Source organism: Geodermatophilus sp. SYSU D00525 (assembly GCF_054050475.1).
This window is the reverse complement of record NZ_JBJGZK010000001.1, coordinates 393,776-418,835: the sequence shown is the minus strand read 5'-3', so window position 1 is coordinate 418,835 and position 25,060 is coordinate 393,776. Positions and strand designations below refer to the sequence as shown.

Annotated in this window: 22 protein-coding genes and 1 riboswitch; of the genes, 15 read left to right on the top strand and 7 right to left on the bottom strand. The window is 76.6% G+C overall.

Annotated features, from left to right (window positions below):
* Window positions 1-90: 90 nt before the first annotated feature.
* Together ACI796_RS01975 and ACI796_RS01970 are read right to left on the bottom strand one after the other, a co-directional pair.
* The gene (locus ACI796_RS01975; RefSeq protein WP_456939579.1) at window positions 91-1,884 is read right to left on the bottom strand and encodes a hypothetical protein; all 1,794 of its coding nucleotides are present in this window, start codon (window positions 1,882-1,884) and stop codon (window positions 91-93) included.
* Entirely contained in the window at window positions 1,881-5,819 is a 3,939-nt protein-coding gene (locus ACI796_RS01970; protein ID WP_456939578.1) for an alpha-(1->3)-arabinofuranosyltransferase domain-containing protein, read from the bottom strand. Before ACI796_RS01970 ends, ACI796_RS01975 begins: the two co-directional genes overlap by 4 nt.
* A gap of 187 nt (window positions 5,820-6,006) precedes the next feature.
* Here ACI796_RS01970 and ACI796_RS01965 point away from each other — a divergent pair, with 187 nt between their 5' ends.
* Window positions 6,007-6,735 carry a class I SAM-dependent methyltransferase gene (locus ACI796_RS01965; protein WP_456939577.1) on the top strand — a complete coding sequence of 243 codons (729 nt, stop codon included), beginning with the start codon at window positions 6,007-6,009 and terminating at the stop codon, window positions 6,733-6,735.
* Here the strand turns inward: ACI796_RS01965 and ACI796_RS01960 are convergent.
* Window positions 6,729-7,580: a class I SAM-dependent methyltransferase gene (locus tag ACI796_RS01960; protein ID WP_456939576.1), complete on the bottom strand. Its 852-nt coding sequence runs from the start codon at window positions 7,578-7,580 to the stop codon at window positions 6,729-6,731. The genes ACI796_RS01965 and ACI796_RS01960 overlap by 7 nt on opposite strands.
* A gap of 47 nt (window positions 7,581-7,627) precedes the next feature.
* Window positions 7,628-8,257 (bottom strand): TetR/AcrR family transcriptional regulator, encoded by a 630-nt coding sequence (locus tag ACI796_RS01955; RefSeq protein WP_456939575.1) that lies wholly within the window; start codon window positions 8,255-8,257, stop codon window positions 7,628-7,630.
* A gap of 112 nt (window positions 8,258-8,369) precedes the next feature.
* On the opposite strand from ACI796_RS01955, the gene ACI796_RS01950 reads away from it, so the two are divergent.
* The 7 genes from ACI796_RS01950 to fmdA all read left to right on the top strand — a co-directional run bounded on the left by ACI796_RS01950 (window position 8,370) and on the right by fmdA (window position 16,819).
* Entirely contained in the window at window positions 8,370-9,701 is a 1,332-nt protein-coding gene (locus tag ACI796_RS01950; RefSeq protein WP_456939574.1) for an MFS transporter, read from the top strand.
* A gap of 149 nt (window positions 9,702-9,850) precedes the next feature.
* Window positions 9,851-10,306: a hypothetical protein gene (locus tag ACI796_RS01945; RefSeq protein ID WP_456939573.1), complete on the top strand. Its 456-nt coding sequence runs from the start codon at window positions 9,851-9,853 to the stop codon at window positions 10,304-10,306.
* Between the two features lie 38 nt (window positions 10,307-10,344).
* Window positions 10,345-11,874, top strand: coding sequence for a gluconokinase (locus ACI796_RS01940; protein WP_456939572.1), 1,530 nt, complete (start codon window positions 10,345-10,347; stop codon window positions 11,872-11,874).
* Between the two features lie 15 nt (window positions 11,875-11,889).
* A complete protein-coding gene (locus tag ACI796_RS01935; protein ID WP_456939571.1) occupies window positions 11,890-13,356 on the top strand; it encodes a GntP family permease in 1,467 nt (488 codons plus the stop codon).
* 77 nt (window positions 13,357-13,433) lie between these two features.
* The gene (locus ACI796_RS01930) at window positions 13,434-15,008 is read left to right on the top strand and encodes an FMN-binding glutamate synthase family protein (RefSeq protein WP_456939570.1); all 1,575 of its coding nucleotides are present in this window, start codon (window positions 13,434-13,436) and stop codon (window positions 15,006-15,008) included.
* A gap of 152 nt (window positions 15,009-15,160) precedes the next feature.
* Complete coding sequence (locus tag ACI796_RS01925) at window positions 15,161-15,439, top strand: FmdB family zinc ribbon protein (protein WP_456939569.1); 279 nt, start codon at window positions 15,161-15,163, stop codon at window positions 15,437-15,439.
* A gap of 126 nt (window positions 15,440-15,565) precedes the next feature.
* Complete coding sequence (gene fmdA / locus ACI796_RS01920) at window positions 15,566-16,819, top strand: formamidase (protein ID WP_456939568.1); 1,254 nt, start codon at window positions 15,566-15,568, stop codon at window positions 16,817-16,819.
* A gap of 57 nt (window positions 16,820-16,876) precedes the next feature.
* Here fmdA and ACI796_RS01915 read toward each other — a convergent pair whose 3' ends face one another.
* Entirely contained in the window at window positions 16,877-17,071 is a 195-nt protein-coding gene (locus tag ACI796_RS01915; protein WP_456939567.1) for a hypothetical protein, read from the bottom strand.
* Between the two features lie 133 nt (window positions 17,072-17,204).
* On the opposite strand from ACI796_RS01915, the gene ACI796_RS01910 reads away from it, so the two are divergent.
* On the top strand, window positions 17,205-17,456 hold the full coding sequence (locus ACI796_RS01910; protein WP_456939566.1) for a hypothetical protein: 252 nt from the start codon (window positions 17,205-17,207) through the stop codon (window positions 17,454-17,456).
* 75 nt (window positions 17,457-17,531) lie between these two features.
* Window positions 17,532-18,287, top strand: a complete 756-nt coding sequence (locus ACI796_RS01905; RefSeq protein ID WP_456939565.1) for an AmiS/UreI family transporter — start codon at window positions 17,532-17,534, stop codon at window positions 18,285-18,287.
* On the opposite strand, the gene ACI796_RS01900 is transcribed toward ACI796_RS01905, so the two are convergent.
* Window positions 18,278-18,901 (bottom strand): FMN reductase, encoded by a 624-nt coding sequence (locus tag ACI796_RS01900; RefSeq protein ID WP_456939564.1) that lies wholly within the window; start codon window positions 18,899-18,901, stop codon window positions 18,278-18,280. The two genes, ACI796_RS01905 and ACI796_RS01900, sit on opposite strands and share 10 nt — an antisense overlap.
* Window positions 18,901-20,058 carry an LLM class flavin-dependent oxidoreductase gene (locus tag ACI796_RS01895; RefSeq protein ID WP_456939563.1) on the bottom strand — a complete coding sequence of 386 codons (1,158 nt, stop codon included), beginning with the start codon at window positions 20,056-20,058 and terminating at the stop codon, window positions 18,901-18,903. Before ACI796_RS01895 ends, ACI796_RS01900 begins: the two co-directional genes overlap by 1 nt.
* A gap of 269 nt (window positions 20,059-20,327) precedes the next feature.
* Between ACI796_RS01895 and ACI796_RS01890 the strand changes: the two genes are divergently transcribed.
* The 5 genes from ACI796_RS01890 to ACI796_RS01870 all read left to right on the top strand — a co-directional run bounded on the left by ACI796_RS01890 (window position 20,328) and on the right by ACI796_RS01870 (window position 25,016).
* Complete coding sequence (locus tag ACI796_RS01890; protein ID WP_456939562.1) at window positions 20,328-21,227, top strand: DivIVA domain-containing protein; 900 nt, start codon at window positions 20,328-20,330, stop codon at window positions 21,225-21,227.
* Between the two features lie 151 nt (window positions 21,228-21,378).
* Window positions 21,379-21,539, top strand: a riboswitch (cyclic di-AMP (ydaO/yuaA leader).
* Between the two features lie 242 nt (window positions 21,540-21,781).
* A complete protein-coding gene (locus ACI796_RS01885; protein ID WP_456939561.1) occupies window positions 21,782-22,741 on the top strand; it encodes an aggregation-promoting factor C-terminal-like domain-containing protein in 960 nt (319 codons plus the stop codon).
* 7 nt (window positions 22,742-22,748) lie between these two features.
* Window positions 22,749-23,408 carry a class I SAM-dependent methyltransferase gene (locus ACI796_RS01880; protein WP_456939560.1) on the top strand — a complete coding sequence of 220 codons (660 nt, stop codon included), beginning with the start codon at window positions 22,749-22,751 and terminating at the stop codon, window positions 23,406-23,408.
* Between the two features lie 23 nt (window positions 23,409-23,431).
* Window positions 23,432-24,271, top strand: coding sequence for an SDR family NAD(P)-dependent oxidoreductase (locus ACI796_RS01875; RefSeq protein WP_456939559.1), 840 nt, complete (start codon window positions 23,432-23,434; stop codon window positions 24,269-24,271).
* 16 nt (window positions 24,272-24,287) lie between these two features.
* Complete coding sequence (locus ACI796_RS01870; protein WP_456939558.1) at window positions 24,288-25,016, top strand: DUF72 domain-containing protein; 729 nt, start codon at window positions 24,288-24,290, stop codon at window positions 25,014-25,016.
* The last annotated feature ends 44 nt before the right edge of the window (window positions 25,017-25,060 follow it).

Genomic DNA, 25,060 nt, shown 5'->3' with positions numbered 1-25,060 from the left:
GCAGACCCGCCGACCGCGGGTGTTTCGTGCGCCAAGTGGGGCGGGGCGGGGCCCGGGGGCGGGGGCCCCCCGCCCCCCGCCGGTCCGCGGTCAGCCCGCCGGCCAGGGCGCCCCGGCGACGACGTCGCTGACGCAGATCCCGCCCGTGGCCACGTCGGAGACGCGCGCCGTCACCGGCCCCTGCAGGCCGGTGACCACGAAGGTCGCGTGCCCCACCCCGGGCGGGAGGACCAGCGCCTGCTCGACCCCGCCCACCAGCACGTGCAGCGTGGCCGGCTGCCCGGTGAGGTACCCGAGCCGGAGCACCTGGGTCCCCGGTCCGGCCTGGGCCACGGTGCCGAGCCGCTGCCAGCCCCCCTCCACCCGCCATCCGCAGTCGGGGACCGGCCCGGTGGCCTGCAGCGTCGGGGCGACGACCGTGACCGGGCGGAGGCGGGCCAGCCCGTCCACCACCCGCACGTCCGTGCCCGGCCGGCCGAGCTCCTGCTCGTGGCCCACCGCCCGCAGGAGTCCCTCGAGGTCGGTGCTGACGCTCACGTTCGTCGGCAGGGGCGTGGGCACCACCGACACGCCCGGCTCCTCCTCGAGCGCGCGCACCACGCCCAGCACCCAGTCGCGCGAGTAGCGGTGCTGCAGCCCGTCGGCCAGCAGCGAGGTCGACAGCAGGCAGCTGGAGACGAGCACGGCGACGGCGGCGAGCGGGGACCCGGCCGGAGCCGCGCCGGTCGTCCCCGGCCACCACCGCGGCAGCCGGCGCTGCACCAGCGGGCCGGTGAAGGCGGCGCAGACCCCGATGGCCACGACCGGCAGCGCGTCGGTGACGTACCGCGGGTCGCGGGCCACCAGCCCCAGGTAGTCGGCGCGCCCCACGAGCAGCAGGCCGACGTCCACCGCCACGTAGCCGGCCGCGAGCAACCAGCCCTGCAGCGCGCGGCGCCCCCGCAGCCACCCGCTGAGCGCCACCACCGCCGCGGCGAGCAGGACGACGAGGACGACGACCGCGTCGCCGACGCGGGGGTAGACGGTGTTCTCGGCCCCGCTGTCGGTCCACGGCCCGCCGAACAGGCCGGGCAGCAGCGTGCGCAGCACGGTCTCGCCGGCGCCGGTGAGGGTGTCCGCGGAGCCCCCGCCGACCACCGCCGCGGAGTCGACCACCGACAGGTAGAGCACGGTGTAGCCGGCCAGCGCGACCAGGTGGGCGAGCAGGAGGCGCCGGTGCCGCAGCAGCAGGCGCACCCGGTCGGCCACCGGCCGGCCGGCGCCCTCCACGAGGACCAGCACGGCGAGCACCGTCGGGACGACGAGGACCGCCTTCTCCCACATCAGCAGGCCGAGGACCGTGCCGGCGACCGAGACGACGGCCCACCGGCGCCGCCCGCCCCGGACCGAGTGCACCGCGCCCAGCAGGGCCAGCAGCATCGCGACCTGCAGCGGCAGGGCCTGCATGCCGGCGGCCCACCACGTCGCGACCGGCAGCCCGAGCGGGGTGAACAGGTACCCGGCGAAGGCCACGAGCACCCACGGCGACCGGCCGAACAGCAGCCGCAGCACGGCCAGCAGCAGGCCGGAGGCCACCAGCTGCAGGAGCAGCAGGACCAGCGCCGCGGGCAGGAAGGACGTGCCGAGGTCGCGCCCGACCAGCCAGTAGAGGACGTACTGCCCGATCTCCAGGTGGCCGCTGTAGTCGCGGACCAGGAAGGCCTGCGACAGGCCCAGCCGGCGGGCGAGGTCCAGGTGGTGGAAGTCGTCCTGCCAGTAGTAGGAGGGGAGGACGACGAGGGCGCGGACGACCGTCTGCAGCACCACGAGCGCCACCCCGGCCAGCAGCGTCGGCTCCAGCCGCAGCCGCAGCTCCACCGGTTCCCCCGCGTGCCGGCCGGTCACCGCGCGCTCCTCTCCCGTCTCCGTGGCCGCCGCAGCCGCACCGCCGAGGCCACCAGGAGGCCGACCCCGGCGGCGGCCGCGCCGTCGGCCCCCGGACCGGGCCGGCCGATCGGCAGGCCGGCGGACAGCGCGGTCAGCACGCCCGCGGCCAGCAGCGCGGCTCCGCCGAGCGTGACGGCGTACCGGCGCAGCGGCGGGGCCAGGCCGGCCACCCACCCGGCCGCCAGCGGGACCCCGCCGAGCACCAGGCCGCCCAGACCCAGGGCCAGCGCACCCCCGGGGCCCAGCACGGGGTCCCGGACGGCCGGGCCCCCTGGGTCGAGGCGGCCCGGGTGCGGCCGGTGCAGGTCGGCGAGGAGGAGCAGCACGAGGACGACCGCCAGCACGAGCCCGGCCAGCAGCGCCCCCCGGTACCAGGCGTCGGGCGCGAACTCGACGACGACCTCGCCCGAGGCGCCCGCGGGCACCCGGTAGCCCTGCTGCCAGCCGTCGAGCACCACGGTCTCCAGGGGCTCGCCGTCCAGCGTCGCCCGCCACCCGGCGTTGACGTTCTCCGCGATCCGGAGCACCGCCTCCGCGCCGGCGGTCACGGCCACCACCCGCCGCGTGTCCGCCCAGGACACGACCCGCAGCCGGTCGTCCGCGTCGCGCGGCGCCGCCGCGGGGGGGCTGCCGGCGGGCCGCCAGGTCAGGGCGACCGGCTGGAACTGCGCCGTCGCGGCGGCCACCACGCGGTGGGTCCCGGGGGCGAGCGCGACCGGGCCGTCGCACACGCGCCAGGTCAGCGGCCGCCCCGCGACGACGTCGTCGAGGGTGCCGGTCACCCCCGTGCGGTGCACCGTGCCGTCGACGCGGACCTCGGGGCCCAGCCCGCACACCGCTCCGGTGCCGCTCTCCAGCGACGGCCGGTGCTGCAGCCCCTCGAGGCCGTCCACGCGCACCTCGCCCACCCCCAGCGGGAGCCCGGCGGCCGACGGCACCGGGGACCGGGTGAACGTCACGGACAGGCCCCCGGGGGCGCGCAGCGGCTCGAAGAAGCCGAGGTCGGTCAGGTCGACGTCGCGGACGCCGGCGGCCGACTCGATCCGGGCGTGCACCGGCTCGGCGGCCGGGACCGACGCCGGGTCCACGACGATCCGGCTGACCGTGCGCTCGCCCGGCCAGCGCAGGTCCAGGGTCACCTCGGCGTCGTCCGGGTCGGCCAGCCACGGGGTCTGCGGCAGCCCGTCGAAGGCGGCCACCGCCGCGACCGAGGGGTCGTCGCCGTACACCGAGTCCGACGTGGCCGACGCCGTGTCGTCCACGGGCGCGAGCAGGGCCGCCGCGCCCGGGCCGGGGGTGGCGACGACGGTGCCGGTGAGGTCCCAGGCGCCGGCCTCGGCCACGGTCAGCCGGCGGTCCAGGCCGTGCCACTCGGTCGCCCGGACCTGCGAGGTCTCGCAGTGCGGGCCGTAGCCGACGTCGACGCACGCCCGGCGCGGCGCCTCCCCGGACAGGACGACCGTGGTGTCCGCGCCGATCGGCCGGGGGACCTCCAGCGTCCGGCCCGCCCCGACGCCGGGGAGGCCGATCTCGGCCACGCCGACGGGGGAGGCCTCGTCGAGCCCGGGCGCCACGGACGAGACGGTGACGCGGACGTGGTGCACCGGGGTCGCCGGGAGGGGGACGAACAGCCGCCCGTCCTCGGGCACGCGGTGGACGGCCGGGGCGCCGTCGAGGGACACCTGCGCCGTCCGGACCGTGGCGGTGTCCGGGGTGTCGAGGAAGGTCACCGCCAGGACGCCGCCGGTCACCGGCCGGTCGAGGTCGACGTCCAGCCACTGCCCGACCGGCGCCACGAACGCCGCCGAGCGCCACGCGGTCTCCGGGCGGCCGTCGAGGGCGGCCGCCGGGCCGGCGGCGGGCAGGACCGGCCCGAGGGCGTCGGGGTAGCCCTGCGAGCTCGACGCGGTGACGCCGTCGACGGCGAGGAAGTCCGCGGCGGCCCGCTCGACGGCGGGCGCTCCCGGGTAGTCCGGCTCCGGCCGGCCGTCGCGGTACGGCTCCGCCGGGGTCATGACCTCGCCCACCGCGTCGTGGACGCGGCCGAACTGGCGCTCCACCCGCCGGTAGCCGTCGCTCACGACGTCGGCCGGCCCGTCCGCCGCCCCCACGACGACCGGGGCCGCGGGCGGCAGCACCCCGGCGTCGAGCGCGGCCAGCACGTCCTCGGGGCCGCCGTCGAGCGTCGCGAGGTCGCGCGCGTCGGCGAGGGTGGCGCGCGGCGAGGCGCCGGCCACCGCGAACACGTCCACCAGGGCCTGGTCGCCGAACCCGGTCCGGCCGAAGCTGGCCACCCGCGCGAGCCCGGGGCTGTCGAGGAGGGCGCGCTCGGCCCGGTCGGCAGCCGCCGTCTGCGCGACGGCCGGGTCGAGGTCGCGGCGCAGCACCACGTGGGTGATCCCGGCCCGCGCGAGGAACGCCGACAGCCCGGCGCCGCCCCGCCCGTCGGCCAGCCGCGTCTCCACGGCGTCGAGCACCCGCGCCGTCGGCCCCGGGACGAGGGGCACCTGGCTGCGGGTCACCCAGTCGCCCCGGGCGACGCCCTGCAGGGGCTCGTCGATCGTCCAGCCCCAGGTCTGGACGCCGAAGCCGGAGCCGGGCACCACCAGGGCCCGGCTGTCCGGGCGGTCGGCGAGCCAGGCCGCCGTCTCGGACCAGGCGTCGGGGACCGCGTCCCAGCCGGGGGTCCGGAGCCCGCCCGTGACCAGCGGCGCGGCGCCGGCCAGGAGGACGGCCGCGAGCGCCGCCCCTGCCAGCCGGCGGCCCGCGGGCCCGGACCGCGGCACGCCGCGGCGCCCCGGCGCCGCCCGGAGGCGCTCGCCGGCGAGCGCGACCGCCGAGGCGAGGCCGACGGCGACCGGCAGCCGGATCAGCGGGTCGACCTTGTGCACGTTGCGCAGCGCCGCGAGCGGCCCGTCGAGCAGCGCCCGCACCGGCTCGTCGACCAGCGACCCGATGGCGGAGGCGTTGCCCGCCGTCAGGCACAGCAGCCCCAGCACCAGCGCCAGGAGGAGCGGGCCGCGCAGCGGCGTGCGCCGGTGCACCAGCCCGGCGAGGCCGCAGGCGGTGACCGCCGTCGTCAGGACCGCCAGCAGCGGGGAGGTGACCAGGGTGTGCGCGCCCGGCCACCAGTCCTGCCCCGCCACGCTGTGGTAGGCGACCCAGTGCTCGGCGCCGCGGACCGCGTTGGCCCAGCCGGCCGGCGCGGTGGTCGCCGCCGCCGTCTCGATGAAGTCGAGGAAGGGCGGGCTGTAGCGCCCGAGCACGATCAACGGGCCGAACCACCAGGCGCAGGCCAGGGCGGTGCCGGCGGCCCACCAGCCCAGCAGGGCCGCGCCGCCGCGGCGCCGCAGCCGGCTCGCGGCCACGAGGAGGGCGACGGGCAGCGCCGCGAGGGTCCCGGTGGCGTTGACCCCGCTCATGCACAGGACGGCCAGCCCGGACAGCAGCCCGGCGCGCCGCGGTGAGATCCGCCCGGCGACGGCGGCGGCCAGGGGGAGGACGGCCCAGGGCAGCACCGCCTGCGGCAGCACCTCCCCGGACAGGACGCCGCTGGCGCCGAGCAGCCGCGGCGCCAGCGCGTAGCCGAGCCCGCCGAGCGTGGCCGCGGTGCCGGGCAGGCCGAGGGACCGGCACAGCCGGCGGGTCCCCTCGTAGGCGACCACCAGCAGCAGGGCCGACCACAGCCGCTGGGCCAGCCAGTCCGGGACGCCGAGTGCCTGCAGGCCGAGGAACCAGGGGCCCTGGGGGAACAGGTAGCCGTAGGCCTGGTTCTGCAGCTCGCCGAGCGACACCGGGCTCCACAGGTGCAGGGCCCGGCCGAGGAAGGCGGCGGGGTCGGCCGTGAGGTCGAACTTGGTGTCGAAGGTGGTCCGGCCCGGCTGCTGCAGCACGGAGCCGAGGACCAGGAGGAGCCAGACGGCGACGTCGGGCCAGGGGAGCGTCCGGGGGGACCTGCGGAGGCCACGCCGCGCGTCGTGGCTGACGGCTGTGCTGATCGGAACGCCTCCCGGCTCAGTCGCCGCCTGCGGTACGGTTCCGTACCACTCTAGCCGCCGTCTGCCTCCCGATCGGAGCCCCGTGTCCCGTCCCGCGCCGACCTCACCCGAAACGGGCACCGCCGCGGTGTGGGCGCTCGCCGACGGCATCCCGGGCTGGCTGACGAGGGAGCAGGCCGAGCTGCTGCACGAGCAGGCCGCGCAGCTGCCGCCCGGCGCGCTCGCCCTGGAGATCGGCAGCCACCGGGGCCGTTCGACGGTCGTCCTCGCCCGCGCGCTGCAGGCCGGCGGCGGCCGGCTGGTCGCCGTCGACCCGTTCGTCGAGGGCCGGCTCTTCGGCGGCAGCCGGACGCGGACGGAGTTCGAGCGCAACGTCGCGGCGGCCGGTGTGGGGGACACCGTCGAGCTGCTGTGCGACTACTCGACGCGGGCCCGTCCCGGCTGGACCCGCCCCCTCGACCTGCTCTACGTCGACGGCAAGCACGACTACTGGACGCTCTCGGACGACCTCCGCTGGCGGGTGCACCTCCCGGAGGACGCGCCGCTGCTGGTGCACGACTGCTTCTCCTCGATCGGCGTCACCCTCGGCGTCCTGCGGCACGTCCTCCCGTCCCGCGACCTGCGCTACGAGCGGCGGGCCGGGTCGCTCGCGCTGTTCCGCGTCGGCCGGCCCACCGCGCGGGACCGGCTGCGCATCCTCGCCGAACTGCCGTGGTGGGCGCGCAACGTCGTCCTCAAGGTGCTGCTGCGGCTCCGGCTGCGGCCGGTGGCCCGGCTGCTCGGGCACGACTCGCCCTACGACCCCTACTGAGACGACCCCCACTGACCGGCCCCCGGGCCGGGCGTCCACCGGGGGTCGGTGTAGACGCGCCGCTCCAGCACGGCGCCGTCCCCGCGGCGGTACTCCGGCCGCACGAGGTCGTCGTAGCGCAGGCGGCGCCGGCGCAGCCGGCGGCGGGTCCGCACGGTCAGCAGGTCGGTGGCCAGCTGGACGGCCACCGCCCGGCCGTCCCGGGTGTGGGAGGGCCGGCTCATCGCGTGCTCGAGCAGCGACGGCGGGACCTCGCCCTCCACGCGGACCGGGACGCCGCCCGACCAGTGCAGCATCACCACCCGGTGCTCGAACCGGCTGTCGAGGACCGCCTCGACCCGGCGCTCGAGGCCCGACCGACGCAGGAACCCGGCGATCTCCGGGTCGAACTCCGGGCGCTCCTTGGCCGTGAACACCAGCGTCGGCGGCTCGGTCGACCGGTCCAGGCGGCACCACCAGACGTGGCTCGGGAAGTCGACGATCTTGGCGCTGGAGGCCTCGGGCACCTCGATGTACCCCGCGCGCGACACCCGGACGAGCTCGCGGACCACGCCGGCCGGGTCGGCGACGTGCTCGAGCAGGTTCGAGCAGATCGTGTAGTCGAAGGCGCCGTCGGCGAAGGGCATGGCGGCCGCGTCGGCGTTGAACAGCGGCCGGCTCACGCGGGCCCGCCCCCGGCCGGAACGCTGCACGGCGTACTCGTCGCCGAGGTAGCGGTCCAGGAGCACGTCCGCGCGCCACGACGGCTTGTCCCCGCTGCCCACGTCCAGGACGAGCGCGTCGTCGTCGACCGGCAGGGCGATGCGGCGCTGGTGGAAGACGCGCAGCGACGAGATCACGGACACGGCGCGGGACTATCCCACGCGGCCCGCGGAGGGGCGGCCGCGCCGGCTCAGCGGCGGTCGACGAGCTGGACGAGCACCTCGGTGGCGTGGTCGGTGTCCTCGGCCAGGGAGCCGGCCTCGCCGCGCTCGACCCGGGCGAGCATCAGCTCGTTGAGCCCGCCCACCGCGGCGACGACGAGCGCGCGGTCCACCGCGCGGACCTCGTCGGGGTACCGCTCGGCCATCTCCGCGGCGACCCCGCCGATCAGCTCCACGTAGCGGTCGATCACCTGCCGGCGCAGGGCGAGGGCGTGGCGGCCGGCGGCCTGCACCTCCACCAGCGCCGCCCAGGCCACCTCCGGGTTGGCCGCGAGCACCTCGAGGTAGGCGCGCACGGCCGACCGCAGCCGCTCCCGCCAGGACAGCCCCTCGGCGGCCGCACGGTCCTGCGCGGCGTGCACGGTGGCCAGCATCTTGTCGGTGGCGCGGGTGTAGAGCTCGAGGAGGCAGTGCTCCTTGTCGCGGAAGTGCGCGTAGACGACGGTCTTGGACACCCGGCCCTCGCGGGCGATGTCGGAGATCGTCGTGGCGCGGTAGCCCTTCGCGGCCATGCAGGTGGCCAGCGCGAGGAGGATGCGCACCCGGCGCTGGGCGTCGTCCTCGGTCAGGTCCTCGGGCGAGACCAGTGCTGCGACCACCCGCCGATCCTAGGGCCGGGCCCCCCGTCCGGGCGGTGCTCCGGACGCGTGCCGTGAGGCGACTCACCGGAGATCCGGGAACAGACGGTCCGCCGCGGCTGTCGTCCTCCCAGTGACGTCCGCGACCGCCGACCGCACGCCCCTGCGCGCCTACGCCGTCTGGCTCGCCGCGCTCGCCGCCTACGTCGTCGCCGTCTTCCACCGCGCCTCGCTGGGCGTGGCCGGGGTGGAGGCGCAGGAGCGGTTCTCCGCCGGGGCCTCGGCGGTCTCGCTGTTCCTGGTGCTGCAGCTGGCGGTGTACGCCGGGCTGCAGGTGCCGGTCGGGGTGGCGCTGGACCGCTTCGGCTCACGCCGGCTGGTCGTCGCCGGCGGCGTCACCATGGCCGTCGGCCAGCTCGTGCTGGCGCTGGCCACCGACGTCCCCACCGCCGTCGCGGCCCGCGTCCTCGTCGGCGCCGGCGACGCGATGACCTTCATCAGCGTGCTGCGGGTGATCGGCTTCTGGTTCCCCGGCCGCACCGTCCCGCTGGTCACCCAGCTCACCGGCATCCTCGGCCAGCTCGGGCAGGTCGTCGCCGCCTACCCGCTGGTCGCGCTGCTGCACGCGGCGGGCTGGCGCAGCACGTTCCTCGGTGCGGCGGCGGTCGGCGTGCTGGTCGTCGTCGTGGTGCTCGCCACGCTGCGCGACGCCCCGCCCGGCGTCGCGCCCGCGACCCCCGCGGGGCTGGCCGAGGTGCGCCGCAACCTGGCGCTGACCTGGCAGGAGTCCGGCACCCGGATCGGGCTCTACACCCACCTGGTCACCCAGTTCTCCGGCACGGTGTTCGCGTTGCTGTGGGGCTACCCCTTCCTCGTCGTCGGCCAGGGGCTGTCCCCGGCGACGGCGGCCGGGCTGCTCACGCTGCTGGTCGTCGTCGGCATGGGGGTCGGGCCGCTGCTCGGCCGGCTGTGCGGGCGCTGGCCGCTGCGCCGCTCGGTGCTGGTCCTCGGCATCCTCGCCGTCACCGCCACCACCTGGACCGTCGTCCTGCTGTGGCCCGGCCGGGCGCCGCTGTGGCTGCTCGTGCTGCTGGTCGTCGTCCTCGGCACCAACGGCCCCGGCTCGATGATCGGCTTCGACTTCGCCCGCACCTGGAACCCCGCCGAGCGGCAGGGCAGCGCCAGCGGCGTGGTCAACGTCGGCGGCTTCGTCGCCTCGCTGCTGACCGTCCTGGCGATCGGCGCGGTGCTCGACGTGCTCACGCCCGGCGCCTCGACCGCCTACGACCTCGGCGCCTTCCGTGCCGCGTTCGCCGTCCAGTACCTGTTCTGGGCGATCGGCCTGGTCGGCGTGCTGCGCCACCGCCGGGCGCTGCGGGCGCGGCTGGCCCGCGACGGCGTCGTCCTCGCCCCGCTGGTGACGGCGGTGGGCGCCCGGCTGCGCGGCGGGTCCGCCTACCGCTGAGCCGGGCGCGGGGGCGCCGTCCCGGCGGCCCGTGCGCCAGGATCGGGCGGCGTGGCAGCCACCCGCGCGGACGCCTCCAGCCCGGAGGCGTACAACCCCAGGCGTACGACCCCGAGGCGTACGACCCCGAGGCGTGGCACGACCTCGCGGTGGCCGCCGTCGGCGCCACCGCCGCGCTGACCGGGCTGCTGTTCGTCGCGGTCTCCATCAACCTCGACCGGATCCTCGCGTTCCCGACGCTGCCCCGCCGGGCCGCGGCCACGCTGGTGCTGCTGGTGGCGCTGCTCGCCGCCGGCGTCTTCGTCCTCGTCCCCGGTCAGCCGGTGCCCGCCCTCGCCGCCGAGCTCGCCGGCACCGGTGCCCTGCTCGCCGCCGGCGGGGCGGTCGGGCTGGTGCGGGTCCCGGCGGAGGCGGACCCCCCGCGGGGACGGCGCGTCCGCGCGGCGGTCCTGGTGCTGCTGCCCGCCGGCGCGGTGCTGGCGGCGGCGCTGTCGCTCGCCCTCGGGGCCGGCGGCGGGCTCTACTGGCTGGCCGGGGCGCTGGTCGGCGGGATCGCGGTGTCCTGCCTGAACGCCTGGGTGCTGCTGGTGGAGATCCAACGCTGAGTTCGCGGCCCCCCTCGGCCCCGGGCAGGATCGCCCGCATGGACGTCGTGGTCGGGCTGGACAGCGGGACCACCGCGACCAAGGCGGTCACCGCCGGCACCGACGGCCGGGTGCGCGACCTGGTCAGCGTCGGCTACCCGCTGTCCGTGCCCGCCCCCGGCCGCGCCGAGCTCGACGCGCACCGGCTCGCCGACGCCGCCGTCGAGGCGCTGGCCGCCGTCAGCCGGGCCGCCCGCGAGCGCGGCGACCGGGTGGTCGGGGTGTGCCTGTCCGCGGCCATGCACGGCCTGGTCCCCATGGACGGCGACGGCCGGCCGCTGGGTCCCGTCGTGACCTGGGCCGACGACCGCGCCGCCGGGTTCGCCGAGGCCCTGCGCGCCGACGGCCGCGCCGGCGGGCTGCACACCCGCACCGGGACGCCGGTGCACCCGATGTCCCCGCTGCTCAAGCTCGCCTGGATGCGCGCCGAGGACCCCGGCCGGCTGGGCGCGGTGCCGCGCTGGGGCGGGGTGAAGGAGCTCGTCGTCTCCGCGCTGCGCGGCGGCCCGCAGGTCCTCGACCGGGCGTGTGCCTCGGCCACCGGCCTCTACGGCATCCGCACCGGCACCTGGGACGCCGAGGCGCTGCACCTGGCCGGCGTCCGCCCCGGGCAGCTCGGCGAGGTCCTGCCGACCACGACGGTGCTCGAGGGCCTGCGCCCGGAGGTCGCCGCGGCCACCGGCCTGCCCGCGGACACCCCGCTGGTCCTCGGCGCCTCCGACGGCGTGCTGGCCAACCTCGGCATCGGCGCCGTCCGCCCGGAGGTCGCCGCCGTGTCGCTGGGCACCAGCGGCGCGATGCGGGTCGTCGTCCCGGCGCCGACCGTCGACCCCGCGCACCGGCTGTTCTGCTACGCGCTCACCGACGACCACTGGGTGGTCGGCGGCGCGGTCAACAACGGCGGCTCGGTGGTGCGCTGGGCCGCCCAGGCGCTGGCCGAGGGGGAGGGGGTCACGGGGGAGGACGCCGACGCCCTCGACGCCCGGCTGCTCGAGGAGGCCGCCGCGGTCCCGCCCGGCAGCGCCGGGCTGCTGTGCCTGCCCTACCTGCTGGGGGAGCGGGCGCCGTGGTGGCGGTCCGGGCTGCGCGGGGCCTACGTCGGGTTGCGCCGCGAGCACCGCCGGGGGCACCTCGTGCGCGCCGCCGTCGAGGGCGTGTGCCAGCAGCTGGCGCTGGTCCGCGACGCGTTCTCGGCCACCGGCCTGCCCGTGACCGAGGTGCGGGCCACCGGCGGTGCGGTCGCCTCGCCGCTGTGGGTGGCCACCCTCGCCGCGGCCCTGGACCTGCCGGTGCGGCTCGCCGACTCCCCGGAGGGCACCGGCCTCGGCGCCTGCCTGCTCGGCCTGCACGCCCTGGGCGCGCTGCCCGACCTCGACGCCGCCACCGCGCTGATCGGCGTCTCCGACCCGGTCGGGCCCGACCCGGCCGCCGCCGACCTCTACCGGCACACCCGCCCGCTCGTCGAGCGGTCCACCCGCGCGCTCGAAGACGTCCTGCGTGCCCTCGACGCCCTCGACGACGAGGGCTGACCCCAGGAGGACCCCATGCCCGAGGTCGAACCGGCTCTGGGAGCCGGGTGGCTGTTGCTCATCGCGGCGGCAGCCGTGGGCGTGCTGCTGTTCCTGATCATGAAGCTCAAGCTGCACGCGTTCCTGGCACTGATCCTGGTCAGCCTGCTGGTCGCGCTGGCGACGCGGATCCCGCTCGAGGACGTCGTCACCACGCTCACCGAGGGGTTCGGCGCGACCCTGGCCAACGTGGCGCTGCTGGTCGGCCTCGGGGCGATGCTCGGGCGGCTGCTCGAGCACAGCGGCGGGGCGCAGGTGCTGGCCGACAGCCTCATCGGGCGGTTCGGGGAGCGGCGCGCACCCCTGGCCCTGGGCGTCGCCGCGCTGCTGTTCGGCTTCCCGATCTTCTTCGACGCCGGGCTCGTGGTCTTCCTGCCCATCGTCTTCACCGTCGCCCGCCGGCTGGGCGGCTCGCTGCTCACCTACGGACTGCCGGTCGCCGGCGCCTTCGCCGTGATGCACGCGTTCGTCCCGCCGCACCCGGGGCCGGTCGCGGCAGCCGAGCTGATCGGGGCCGACATCGGGCTGGTCCTGGTCTTCGGGCTGGTCGTCGGCCTGCCCACCTGGTACCTGGGGGGCTACCTGTTCGGCCTGTGGGCCGGGCGGCGCTTCGACGTCGCGGTCCCGCCGTCCGAGGACGACCCGGGCACGGGCGCCGCGCCGGAGGCCCCCGAGCCCACCGTGGCCGGGACCGCACCGGGCACCGCGGGCGCCTCCGGCGGACGCCGGACGGAGACGGTCACCCGGCCGGCGCCGCCGCGTTTCGGCACCGTGATCGGCATCCTGCTGCTCCCGCTCGTGCTGATCTTCCTCAACACCGGGCTGACCACCCTGGCCACCGCGGGCGTCCTCGAGGAGACGTCGTTCGTCGTGCGCGCGGGACAGCTGCTCGGCGCCACCCCGGTGGCGCTGCTGGTCACCGTGCTGGTGGCGATCGTGGTGCTCGGCCGGCGCCGCGGCGAGAGCGGCGCCCAGGTCGAGTCGATCGTCAACAGCGCCCTGGGTCCGGTCTGCGCGATCATCCTGATCACCGGCGCCGGCGGCATGTTCGGCGGCGTCCTGCGCGCCAGCGGCATCGGCACGGCGCTGGCCGACCTGCTCGGCGACATCGGCCTGCCGGTGATCGTGGCCGCGTTCGTGGTCTCGGTGCTGCTGCGGGTCGCGCAGGGCTCGGCGACGGTCGCCCTGACGACGACCGCCGGCCTCATGGCCCCGGTGGTCGAGGCCTCCAGCGGGCTGTCGTCCATCGACCTGGCGCTCATCGTCCTCGCGATCGCGGGCGGGGCCACCGTCCTCTCGCACGTCAACGACTCCGGCTTCTGGCTGGTCAGCCGGTTCTTCCAGATGGACGAGAAGACGACGCTGAAGACCTGGACCGTCATGGAGACGCTGCTCGGGACGCTCGGGTTCGTGTTCGCGCTCGTGCTCAGCCTCTTCCTGTAGACCGCGGCGCGCGGGCGGCCCAGGATGGCGGTCCGGGGGTGGGCCCGGGTCCGCAACGGCGCGGGAGGAGCGGGGCGATGAGGGGTGCGGCGCGGGCCGCGGTGGCCGGACTCGGGGCGCTGGCGGCGGTGGCCGCCCGGGACCTGGTGCAGCGGGAGCACACCCTGCTGCGCAACTTCCCGGTGATCGGGCACGCCCGCTACCTGATCGAGTCGATCGGCCCGGAGCTGCGGCAGTACCTGGTCGCCGGCAACAACGAGGAGCGCCCGTTCACCCGCGACCAGCGCCGCTGGGTGTACGCCTCGGCCAAGGGCGACAACAACTACTTCGGGTTCGGCACCGACAACGACCTCGAGTTCACGGCGGGCTACCCGGTGATCAACCACCGCACCTTCGGCCGCGCCGTCCCGCCGTCGCACCCGCACTCGGCGGCCGACGTCACGCTGCCCTCGGCGAAGGTGCTCGGCGGCCCGCGCGGGCGCGCGCAGGCGTTCCGGCCGGCGTCGGTGGTGAACGTGTCGGCGATGAGCTTCGGCTCGCTGTCCGGGGCCGCCGTCGAGGCGCTCAACCGCGGCGCGGCGCTGGCCGGGTGCCTGCACAACACCGGCGAGGGCGGGCTGTCGGTGCACCACCGGCACGGCGGCGAGCTGGTGTTCCAGATCGGCACCGCCTACTTCGGCTGCCGCGACGAGGCCGGCCGCTTCGACCTGCAGCAGCTCAAGGACCTCGTGGCCTCCGCGCCGGTGCGGGCGCTCGAGGTCAAGCTCAGCCAGGGCGCCAAGCCCGGGCTCGGCGGGGTGCTGCCGGCGGCGAAGGTCTCCGCCGAGATCGCCGCAGCCCGCGGGGTGCCCGAGGGCGTCGACTGCGTCAGCCCGTCCCGGCACGCGGAGTTCACCGACACCGACAGCCTGCTCGACTGGGTGGAGCTGCTGGCGGCCGAGACCGGCCTGCCGGTGGGCATCAAGTCCGCCGTCGGCGACCTGGAGTTCTGGGACGAGCTGACCCGCCTCATGGCCGACACCGGCCGCGGCGTCGACTTCGTGACGATCGACGGCGGCGAGGGCGGCACCGGCGCCGCGCCGCTGATCTTCACCGACTCGGTGTCGCTGCCCTTCCAGCTCGGCTTCGCCCGCGTGTACAGCATCTTCGCCCGCCGAGGGCTGGCCGAGCAGGTCACCTTCGTCGGCGCCGGCAAGCTGGGCCTGCCGGACAACGCGGTGGTGGCGTTCGCGCTCGGCTGCGACATGGTCAACGTGGCCCGCGAGGCGATGCTCGCCATCGGCTGCATCCAGGCGCAGAAGTGCCACACCGACACCTGCCCGACCGGCGTCGCCACCCAGAACGCGTGGCTGGCGCACGGCCTGGACCCGGCGCTGAAGTCGGTGCGGCTGGCCAACTACGTGGCCACCCTGCGCCGGGACCTGCTCAAGGTGGCCGAGGCGTGCGGCGTCGAGCACCCGGGGCTGATCGACACCGGCTCGGTGGAGGTGCTCACCGGCCGGACGGCGTCGCGGCCGCTGTCCGAGGTGTACGGCTACGAGCCGGGCTGGGGCCTGCCCTCGGCCGCGGACCGGGCGGAGGTGGTCCGGATCATGACGGCGGAGGCCCCGCAGGGCGGCTCCGCGGCACCGTCGGAGGACGCCGTCCGCTGAGCCGAGAGCAGACCGGCCCACCCGCGGTCACCGGCAGGGAGCCGCCCGTGGCGACGCGCCACCGATGGAGTCGAAGGTCCCTCCGGTCCGTCCGGGCCCGTCACTAGCGTCGCCCGCTCCCGAGTGGTCCCGACTTCCCCGCGGAGGCCAAGATGGCGGCCTACCTGTACCGGTGCCCGGCGTGCGGCCCGTGGGAGGTGCGGCGGCCCATCGGGACCGCGCAGGCCTCGGAGCGGTGCCCCTCGTGCGGCGACGCCGGCCGGCGCGTCTACACTGCCCCGCTGCTGGCGCGCACCCCGGCGCCGCTGGCCGCGGCGCGGTCGCGCGAGGAGGCCAGCGCCGACGCGCCCGCCGTGACGACGGCCGTGCCGCCCGCGCCCCGCCGCCCGGTGCCGCGCGACCCGCGGTGGAACGCCCTGCCCCGGCCCTGACCAGCCCGCGCGGCGGCCCCGGGGCCGGGCCGCCGTCGCCACCCCGGCTCCCGCGCGGAGCCGCCCCGAACGGCCCGTGGACGCGGGTCGGCCCTCCCCGTCAACGCAGATCGGAGTGTGGGGGACATGCCAGACGTCGTCTTCACCGTCGACCAGGCCAAGTCCATGCGGGACCAGGCCGTCCCGGGCCACAACCGCTGGCACCCGGACGTACCCGTCGCCACGATGGTCCGGCCCGGGCAGGACATCCGGGTGGAGTGCCGGGAGTGGACCGACGGCCAGATCGGCAACAACGACTCGGCCAACGACGTCCGCGACGTCGACCTGACCCGGGCGCACATGCTCAGCGGCCCGATCGGCGTCGAGGGGGCCGAGCCCGGTGACCTGCTCGTGGTGGACATCCTCGACCTCGGCCCGGTGCAGGCGCCGCAGGAGTTCGGCGACGCCCCCGGCCAGGGCTGGGGCTACACGGGCATCTTCGCCAAGGCCAACGGCGGCGGCTTCCTGACCGACTACTTCCCGGACGCCTACAAGGCGATCTGGGACTTCCACGGCCAGGTGGCGACCTCCCGGCACATACCGGGCGTCCGCTACACCGGCCTGACCCACCCCGGGCTGTTCGGCACCGCCCCGTCGGCCGACCTGCTCGCCCGGTGGAACCGGCGGGAGAAGGCCCTGGCCGACACCGACCCCGACCGCGTGCCCGCGCTGGCGCTGCTCCCGATCGAGGACCAGACGCTGCCCGGGCAGGCCGACGGCGACGTGGCCGCGGCGATCGCCCGGGACGGCGCCCGCACCGTGCCGGCGCGGGAGAACGGCGGGAACCACGACATCAAGAACTTCTCCCGCGGGTCCCGCGTCTTCTACCCGGTGCACGTGCAGGACGCGAAGCTCTCCGGCGGCGACCTGCACTTCAGCCAGGGCGACGGCGAGATCACGTTCTGCGGCGCCATCGAGATGGGCGGGTTCATCGACTTCCACATCGACCTGATCAAGGGCGGCATGGAGACCTACGGGGTGACCACCAACCCGGTGTTCATCCCCGGCAACGTCGAGCCCCGCTACTCGGAGTTCCTGACCTTCATCGGGGTCTCGGTCGACCACGAGAACGACCGCAACCTCTACCTGGACGCCACGCAGGCCTACCGCAACGCCTGCCTCAACGCCGTCCGGTACCTGCAGAAGTTCGGCTACTCCGGCGAGCAGGCCTACCTGCTGCTCGGCTCGGCGCCGATCGAGGGCCGCGTCAGCGGGGTCGTCGACATCCCGAACGCCTGCTGCTCGCTGTACCTGCCGACGGCGATCTTCGACTTCGACGTCAAGCCGTCGGCGTCGGGGCCGGTCCGTGCCGACCGCGGGCAGTGCGCCGTCACGTCCTGACCGCCCGGCGGGTCCCGGCGCACGCCGGGACCCGTCCGCCCGGGCCGGGCGCCGCCCTCAGGCGGCGTCCGGCTCGGGGAACGGTTCGGGGAACGGTTCGGGGAAGGGCCGGCGGACGGAGGGCCGGGCGGTCACCACGACCGGCCCACCGCAGTTCCAGCAGGTCGGGTCGTCGTCACCGTCCTCCGCCACGTCCTGCCCGCCGACCTCGCACGGCGCGCACGTCCACACCACCTCGACCCGGAGTTGCACGGATCGCTCCTCACACGAGCACTGCACGGCTCCCGGTTGTTCGAGGCCGGGAGGGGGTTACCCGGCGCGCCGTCCGCCCAACCCGGGCCGGGCGTCACCGACCGTGCCGGGAGGACGCGGGAGGAGACCAGAGGTGACCGAGGAGGTCCCGCGGATCGAGCGCCACGAGGCGGCCGACCGCGCCGGCAAGGCCGCGCTGCGAGCGGCGCACGACCTCACCGAGGGACTGTCGTCCGAGGAGGACGACGTGCCCGAGCCGGTCGTCGTCCGCCGGGGTGGGCCGCACCGCTCCGTCGGCGGCCTCGCCGACCTGATCGACACGGCTCTCGAGGAGAACGAGGCCGTCCGGGAGAACGAACGGGAGCCCGGGGACCCCGGCTCCTGACCGCCGGCGCGACCGCGCCGGCACCAGTCACGGGGGACGTCCGCACCGTCGCGGGACCCGAGGAGATGACCGCACATGGGAGCCGTGGGACTGCTGTACGTGGGAGCCGTCCTGGTCGTCAACGGCCTGATGCTGCTGGGGCTGGTGGACGCCCGTGCCGCCGCTCCGCTCAACCTGTTCGTCGGGGCGCTGCAGGTGGTGACGCCGACCGTCCTGATCATCACGGCCGACGGGGACCCGGCCACGATCCTGGCCGCGTCGGGTCTCTACCTGTTCGGCTTCACGTACCTGTACGTGGGGATCAACCTGCTCGGCGGCCTCGACGGCACGGGGCTGGGCTGGTTCTCGGCGTTCGTGGCGGCGTGCGCGCTGGTGTACGCCGGGCTGAACTTCTTCTACGTCGTCCCGCGGGACCCGGGCTTCGGCGTCATCTGGCTGTACTGGGCGGTGCTCTGGGCGCTGTTCTTCGTCGTCCTCGGCCTGAAGCGGGAGGAGTTCACCCGCTACACGGGCGCGATCGCCGTCGTCGCCGGGCTGCTCACCGCCGCCCTGCCCGCGTTCCTGCTGCTCACGGGCTCGTGGGCCGACTACACCGGCACGTGGGCGGTCATCCTGGCCATCGCCCTGGCGGCCAGCCTCGTGCTGGCCTACCCGCGGCTGCGGGGCCGCCCGGCACCGGCCGTGCCCCCGGCCGCGCCGGTGCCGGCGGGGCCGCCGGCCGCGCCGGAGGGCGTGCCGGTCGCCCGGCAGGCCCCCGAGCACGGCGCGGCGCGGCACGCGGACGCCGGCGGACGCGCGCCTCCGCCGGCGCAGGACCGGCCCTACGCCTGACCCCGCAGCAGGTCCTCGAAGGAGGGGACGTCGGCGAAGGGGTCGGCCGGCCGGGCCGAGGACGGCCGGCCGGTGACGACGTCGGCCAGCTCGCCGGCCGCGCGGGTGATCCGCGCGGCCAGCTCCTGGCTGGTGCCGTCGCCGCCGGCCCAGTCCTCGCTCGCCGCGAAGACCGCCGTCGGCACGGGGGCGGCGCGCAGGTAGCTGAACAGCGGCCGCATCGCGTGCTCGAGCACCAGCGAGTGCCGGGCGGTGCCGGCGGTCGCCGCGAGCAGCACCGGCGTGCCGGTGAGCGCGTCCTTGTCGAGCACGTCGACGAAGGACTTGAACAGGCCGCTGTAGGAGGCGGTGAACACCGGCGTGACCGCGATGACCGCGTCCGCGCCGGTCACCGTCGCGACCGCCTCGCGCAGCGCCGCGTTGGGGAACCCGGTGACGAGCGCGTCGGCGACGTCGCGGGCGTGCTCGCGGAGCTCGACGACCTCGACGGTGGCGTCCTCGCCGCGCTCGCGCAGCGCGGCGACGGTCGCGGTGGCGAGCCGGTCGGCCAGCAGCCGGGTCGACGACGGCACGCCGAGCCCCGCGCTGACGACGGCCAGGGTGCGGGTGGTCATCAGAGGGACACCTCCTCGCGGGCCGCGTCGGTGACCTGGCCCGTGACGTCGTCACCGGCGGCGTAGACGGTCGAGTCCTGCGCCCCGCCGCGCGCCGCCACCCGGGCGGCGTGGGTGGGCGCGTCGGGCACGTGCGCCGGCTTGAGCGCGGCGAACTCGCGGCGCAGCACCGGCACGACCTCCTCGCCGAGCAGGTCCAGCTGCTCGAGCACGGTCTTCAGCGGCAGGCCGGCGTGGTCGACGAGGAACAGCTGCCGCTGGTAGTCGCCGGCGTAGTCGCGGAAGCCGAGCGTGCGCTCGATCACCTGCTGCGGGCTGCCCACGGTCAGCGGCGTCTCGCGGGAGAAGTCCTCGAGCGAGGGCCCGTGCCCGTAGACCGGTGCGTTGTCGAAGTAGGGCCGGAACTCGGCGACGGCGTCCTGGCTGTTCCTCCGCATGAACACCTGCCCGCCGAGACCGACGATCGCCTGGTCGGCGGCGCCGTGGCCGTGGTGCTCGAAGCGGGACCGGTAGAACTCCACCATCCGCTGGGTGTGCTCCTTCGGCCAGAAGATGTGGTTGTGGAAGAAGCCGTCGCCGTAGTAGGCGGCCTGCTCGGCGATCTGCGGCGAGCGGATCGAGCCGTGCCACACGAACGGCGGGACGCCGTCCAGCGGCCGCGGGGTGGAGGTGAAGCCCTGCAGCGGGGTGCGGAAGCGGCCCTGCCAGTCCACGACCTCCTCGTCCCACAGCCGGCGCAGCAGCGCGTAGTTCTCCACGGCCAGCGGGATGCCGTTGCGGATGTCCTGGCCGAACCACGGGTAGACCGGGCCGGTGTTGCCGCGGCCCATCATCAGGTCGACCCGGCCGTCGGCGAGGTGCTGCAGCATCGCGTAGTCCTCGGCGATCTTCACCGGGTCGTTGGTGGTGATCAGCGTGGTCGACGTCGACAGCTGCAGCCGGGAGGTCTGCGCCGCGACGTAGGCCAGCGTGGTGGTGGGGGAGGACGAGAAGAACGGCGGGTTGTGGTGCTCGCCGAGGGCGAAGACGTCGAGGCCCACCTCCTCGGCCTTCTTCGCGATGGTGACGACGGCCTTGATCCGCTCCGCCTCGCTCGGCGTCCGCCCCGTCGTCGGGTCGGTCGTGACGTCGCTGACCGTGAAGACCCCGAACTGCATCTCGTGCTCCAAGTGGTTGAGAGTGCAACTACTGTACCCGCCCCAACGACCGACCCCCGCCGGGCATTCCCGACGGGTCCGTGACCGTACTGAGACCTCTCGACCGCGCACGGTGAGCGGCCCGGCACGTCCGGGCGTGCCCACTCCGCGGGCGGGGCGCGTGTCCGTGTCGGCCCGGTCGGCGGCACCCGGCGGGTGCGACTCTGTGATCACCCCGCCGGCGGGCCGGTGGGGGACCGGATCGGACGGCGCACCGAGGGGGAACCGGGATGTCGCTGCGGGGACAGGGAGCTGCTCCGGACGGGGCCGGGAACGGCGTTCCGGAGCCGCCTCCGGGGCGCGGGCTCGACGGCCTGCTGGGCACCGGTCCGGTGTTCACCGGGGCGGTGCGCGGCTACGACCGCGTGCAGGTCGACGACTACGTCGCCTGGGCCGAGACCGAGCTCCTGGTCCTGCGCCGGGAGAACGAGCACCTGCTCAGCCGCTACGCCGCCGCGTCGGCCGAGCTGCAGAACGCCCGCCGCCGGCTGGCCCAGCTGGTCCGGGAGCGGCAGAGCCTGCCCGGCCCCGAGGACGCGGCGGAGATGATGCGCCGCGCCCGGGAGGAGGCCGCCGCGCTGACCGCCGCCGCCGAGGAGGAGGCCGGGCGTATCCGGGCCGAGGCGCTCACCGAGGCGCAGGCCCGGCTGTCCGGGGTGGCCGAGATGCGCGAGGCGGTGCTCGCCGCCCGCGAGCAGACCCGCAGCGAGGCCGCGGCGGTCCTCGAGGCCGCGCGCCGCGAGGCGGCCCGGCTGGAGCGGGCCGCCGCCGCCGAGCGCGAGCGCCGGGACCGCGAGGCCGCCGAGGCGCGGGCCCGGGCCGACGCCGAGGCCCTCGAGCGCCGGCGCGCCGTCGAGGCCGAGCTCGCACCCCTGCGCGACGAGCGCGACCGGGCGCGGGAGTGGCTGCGCCTGCTGACCGGTCAGCTCGACGAGGCGCTCGCCGTCGTCACCGGCGTGGTGCCCGACGACGTCCCCGCCCTCGGCGACAAGCGCGGGCTGCCCCGGCTCGGGGAGGACCCGGCTGCCGAGCCGCGCGCGGGGGCGCGTCCGGCGCCCCCGGGGACGGACGTGTCCGACGTGACACCGCTGCTCGGACCCGGCCGGCCCGAGGTCGCGGCGGCCTCCTGACCAGCGGCGACGCGGGGGCCGGTTCCGGACCGAGGGAGTCCGCACCACCCGTCACGGCCGTCACTCCGGCCCCGTCGGTTGTCACGAACCGGTAACGACCGTACGGTGGCTGGCGTCCGGCTGGTCGTCAGGTCCCCCTTCCGGGGAGCCCGGCCGGACGCCGCCGAGTCGTGTCCGCACCTGCGGGCGCGAGCCGGGGACCCACCGCAGTACTGGGGTGAATCGCGCCCGCCGAGCTCCGGCCCGGCGCGCGTAGGGCTCCTTCCCGCCCGAACCCGTCAGCTAACTCGGTAGGCGGCTCACGGAAGAAACGGAGAGTCTCCGCATGCCCCGCCTCCGGGCCGAAGCGGCCCGCAGGTGCAGCCGTCCGCGCGCACACCGCGCCCCCGCGTCCGCCTGACGCCGGCTGCTCCTGTCCTGCCGCTCCCAGCGACGACGTCGCCGGGGACCCCGTAGTCCGCGACACCCACAGACCCGCGCCGTACCCGCATGCCCGAGGTCCGCCTCCGGGCCCGCTGCCGCGCGCCACTCTCCCTCGGAGCCCACACCCCCTCATGTCCCGCCACGTCCCGAACACGCCTGCCGACGCCCCCGCGACCGTCGAGCTCGCCACCGCTGACACCCCCACCACCCCCGACACCGACGCCCACACCGCCACCCCCGAGCTGCCCGCCGCCGGGGGCGGTGCCGAGGCCGCCGAGGCCCCCGCGCGCCGGCGCCTCTTCCGCCGCGGCAGCCCCCCGCTGGGCCCGCGCCGCCCGGCCCTGCTGCTCGGCGCCGCCGCCGCCGGCGCGCTGATCGTCGGCGTCGTCTCCACCAGCGGCCCCGCCGCCTCCGCCGGCACCGACAACGCCGGCACCGCGGTCAGCGTCGCCGAGGAGCTGGGCGTCCCCCAGCAGCCGGCCGCCGGGCAGACCCCGGACGCCACCGACCTGACGTCGCTGGCCGACGTCGCCGCCTCGCGCGCCGAGCGCAGCGCGCAGGAGGCCGGTGCCGCCCACGCGCAGCTCGCCGCCGAGCAGGCCGAGCGCGACCGCCAGGCCGCCGAGGCCGAGGCCGCCCGCGTCGCCGCCGAGCAGGAGGCCGCCCGCGTCGCCGCCGAGCAGGAGGCCGCCCGCCAGGCCGCCGAGGCGCAGGCCGCCGCCGAGGCCGCCGCCGCGCAGCAGGCCGCCGAGGAGCAGGCCGCGGAGGAGGCCGCCGCGCAGGAGGCCGCGCCCGCCGCGCCGTCCGGCTCCTTCAAGGACTACGCGCTGAGCAAGGTCGGCAGCTCCGAGCAGTTCTCCTGCCTGGAGAAGCTGTGGGGCAAGGAGAGCGGCTGGAACCCCAACGCCCAGAACCCCACCAGCACCGCCTACGGCATCCCGCAGTTCCTGAACTCCACCTGGGCCAGCACCGGGATCGCCAAGACCTCCGACGGCTACCGCCAGATCGACGCCGGCCTGATCTACATCGAGCAGCGCTACGGCAGCGCGTGCGACGCCTGGGCGCACTCGCAGGCCACCGGCTGGTACTGATCCGAAGGTGATCCATCGAGGGCCGGCCACCCGGGTGGTGCCCGCGGGCTTCGTCCGCGCGCACACCCAGGTGCGCCGGCCCTCGCTCGTCCCCGAGGTGCGGCTGCACGTCGCCGACGACGTCGTCGCCCTCTGGGAGGCGATGGAGACCGCGGCCGGCGGGGCGGGGGACGAGCCGCCGTTCTGGGCGGCCGCCTGGCCCGGCGGGCAGGCACTGGCCCGCCACCTGCTCGACGAGCCCGCCACCGTCGCCGGCCGCACGGTGCTCGACCTCGGGTCCGGCAGCGGCCTGGTGGCCGTCGCCGCCGTCCTCGCCGGTGCCCGGTGGGTGCTGGCCAGCGACGTCGACCCGTTCTCCCGGACCGCGGTCGGCGTCAACGCCGGCCTCAACGGCGTCGCGGGCATCAGCGTCACCGGCGACGTCCTGGACCGCGAGCCGCCCGCCGTCGACGTCGTCGTCGCAGGTGACGTCTGCTACGACCGGGAGATGACCGGGCGGGTGCTGCCCTTCCTCGACCGGGCGCGGGCCCGCGGCTGCCAGGTGCTCGTCGGCGACCCCGGCCGCCCGTACCTCCCGCACGAGCGGCTGGAGGCCGCCGCGGTGTACCAGGTCCCCGAGACGGAGGGGCCCGGGCTGCGCCGGACGACGGTGTGGCGGCTGCCCTGAGCGCCGCCGGATACGGTCGCCGGGTGCACCCCTACGCCTTCACCGGTACCGCCGTCGTCACCGGGGCGGCCAGCGGGATCGGCGCCGCGCTCGCCCCGCGGCTGGCCGCCCGCGGCAGCGACCTCGTGCTGGTCGACCGCGACGCCGGGCGGCTCGAGGGCGTCGCGGCGTCGGTGCGCGCGGCCTCCCCGGGCCGGTCGGTGGACACCGTCGTCGCCGACCTCGCCGACGCCGGGCAGCTGCGCGAGGCCGCCGGCCGGGTCGTCACCGGGCACCCGGGGACGACGCTGCTGGTCAACAACGCCGGCGTCGCGCTGGGCGGGCGGTTCGACCAGGTGACCCTCGAGGAGTTCGAGTGGGTGATGGACGTCAACTTCCGCGCCGCCGTCCGGCTCACCCACGCGCTGCTGCCCACCCTGAAGGCGCACCCCGGGTCGCACCTGGTCAACGTCTCCAGCCTGTTCGGGCTCATGGCGCCGGCCGGGCAGGCGGCGTACGCGTCGAGCAAGTTCGCCGTCCGCGGGTTCACCGAGGCGTTGCGGCACGAGCTGGCCGAGGACGGCGTCGGCGTGACCAGCGTGCACCCCGGCGGCATCGCCACCCGCATCGCCGAGTCCGCCCGCGTGGCCAGCGGGGCGGACCCCGCGGAGGCCGAGCGGGGCAAGCGGGAGTTCGCGAAGCTGCTGCGCTATCCGGCCGACCGCGCCGCGCAGCGGATCGTCGAGGCGGTGGAGCGGCGCCGGCCGCGGCTGCTCATCGGCGCCAGCGCCGTCGTCCCCGACGTCCTGGTGCGCCTGGCGCCGGGCTCGTACGGGAGGGTGCTCGCCGCCGCGACCCGGCTGGCCGGCCTGCGCCGGGCCTGACCGGGCGGGAGCGCCGGTGGCCGTCCACGTCGGCACGTCGGGCTGGAGCTACGACCACTGGGAGGGCGTCCTGTACCCACCGGGGACGCCCCCCCGGGAGCGGCTGGCCCACTACGTCCACCGGTTCGGCACCGTGGAGCTCAACGCGAGCTTCTACCGCTGGCCGCGCACCGCGACCTTCGCCTCGTGGCGGCAGCGGCTGCCCGAGGGTTTCCGGCTGTCGGTCAAGGCCCCGCGCGGGCTGACCCACGCCAAGCGGCTGTACGCCCCTGAGGCCTGGGTCGAGCGGATGACCGCGGCCTGGCACGAGCTCGGCCCCCGGCGGGCGGTGCTGCTCGTCCAGCTGCACCCGGCCGCCGCCCGCGACGACGCCCGGCTCGACCACTTCCTCGGCCTGCTGCCGGACTGGATGCGGGTGGCCGTGGAGTTCCGGCACCCCAGCTGGCACGACGACGGCGTGTTCGCCCTGCTCGAGCGGCACGGTGCCGCGTACTGCGTGATGAGCGGCGCCGGCCTGCCGTGCGTGCTGCGGGCGACGGCGCCGTTCGTCTACGTCCGGCTGCACGGCCCCGACCCCCACCACCTCTACGCCGGCTCCTACCCCGACGCCGACCTGCGCTGGTGGGCCGACCGGATCGGCGAGTGGGCCGGGCAGGGGCGTGAGGTGTACGCGTACTTCAACAACGACGGGTACGGCCACGCCGTCCGGAACGCGGAGACGCTGCGCGCGCTGACCGGCGGCTGAGGTCCGCACCCGCGAGACTGGGGCCGGTTCCCGCCGACCGGGCG

Coding starts and splice junctions, on each gene's coding strand:
- ACI796_RS01940 (WP_456939572.1), top strand. CDS start 10,345: ATGGACGTCGTGGTCGGGCTGGACAGCGGGACCACCGCGACCAAGGCG.
- ACI796_RS01935 (WP_456939571.1), top strand. CDS start 11,890: ATGCCCGAGGTCGAACCGGCTCTGGGAGCCGGGTGGCTGTTGCTCATC.
- ACI796_RS01930 (WP_456939570.1), top strand. CDS start 13,434: ATGAGGGGTGCGGCGCGGGCCGCGGTGGCCGGACTCGGGGCGCTGGCG.
- ACI796_RS01925 (WP_456939569.1), top strand. CDS start 15,161: ATGGCGGCCTACCTGTACCGGTGCCCGGCGTGCGGCCCGTGGGAGGTG.
- fmdA (WP_456939568.1), top strand. CDS start 15,566: ATGCCAGACGTCGTCTTCACCGTCGACCAGGCCAAGTCCATGCGGGAC.
- ACI796_RS01905 (WP_456939565.1), top strand. CDS start 17,532: ATGGGAGCCGTGGGACTGCTGTACGTGGGAGCCGTCCTGGTCGTCAAC.
- ACI796_RS01900 (WP_456939564.1), bottom strand. CDS start 18,901: ATGACCACCCGCACCCTGGCCGTCGTCAGCGCGGGGCTCGGCGTGCCG.
- ACI796_RS01895 (WP_456939563.1), bottom strand. CDS start 20,058: ATGCAGTTCGGGGTCTTCACGGTCAGCGACGTCACGACCGACCCGACG.
- ACI796_RS01890 (WP_456939562.1), top strand. CDS start 20,328: ATGTCGCTGCGGGGACAGGGAGCTGCTCCGGACGGGGCCGGGAACGGC.
- ACI796_RS01885 (WP_456939561.1), top strand. CDS start 21,782: ATGTCCCGCCACGTCCCGAACACGCCTGCCGACGCCCCCGCGACCGTC.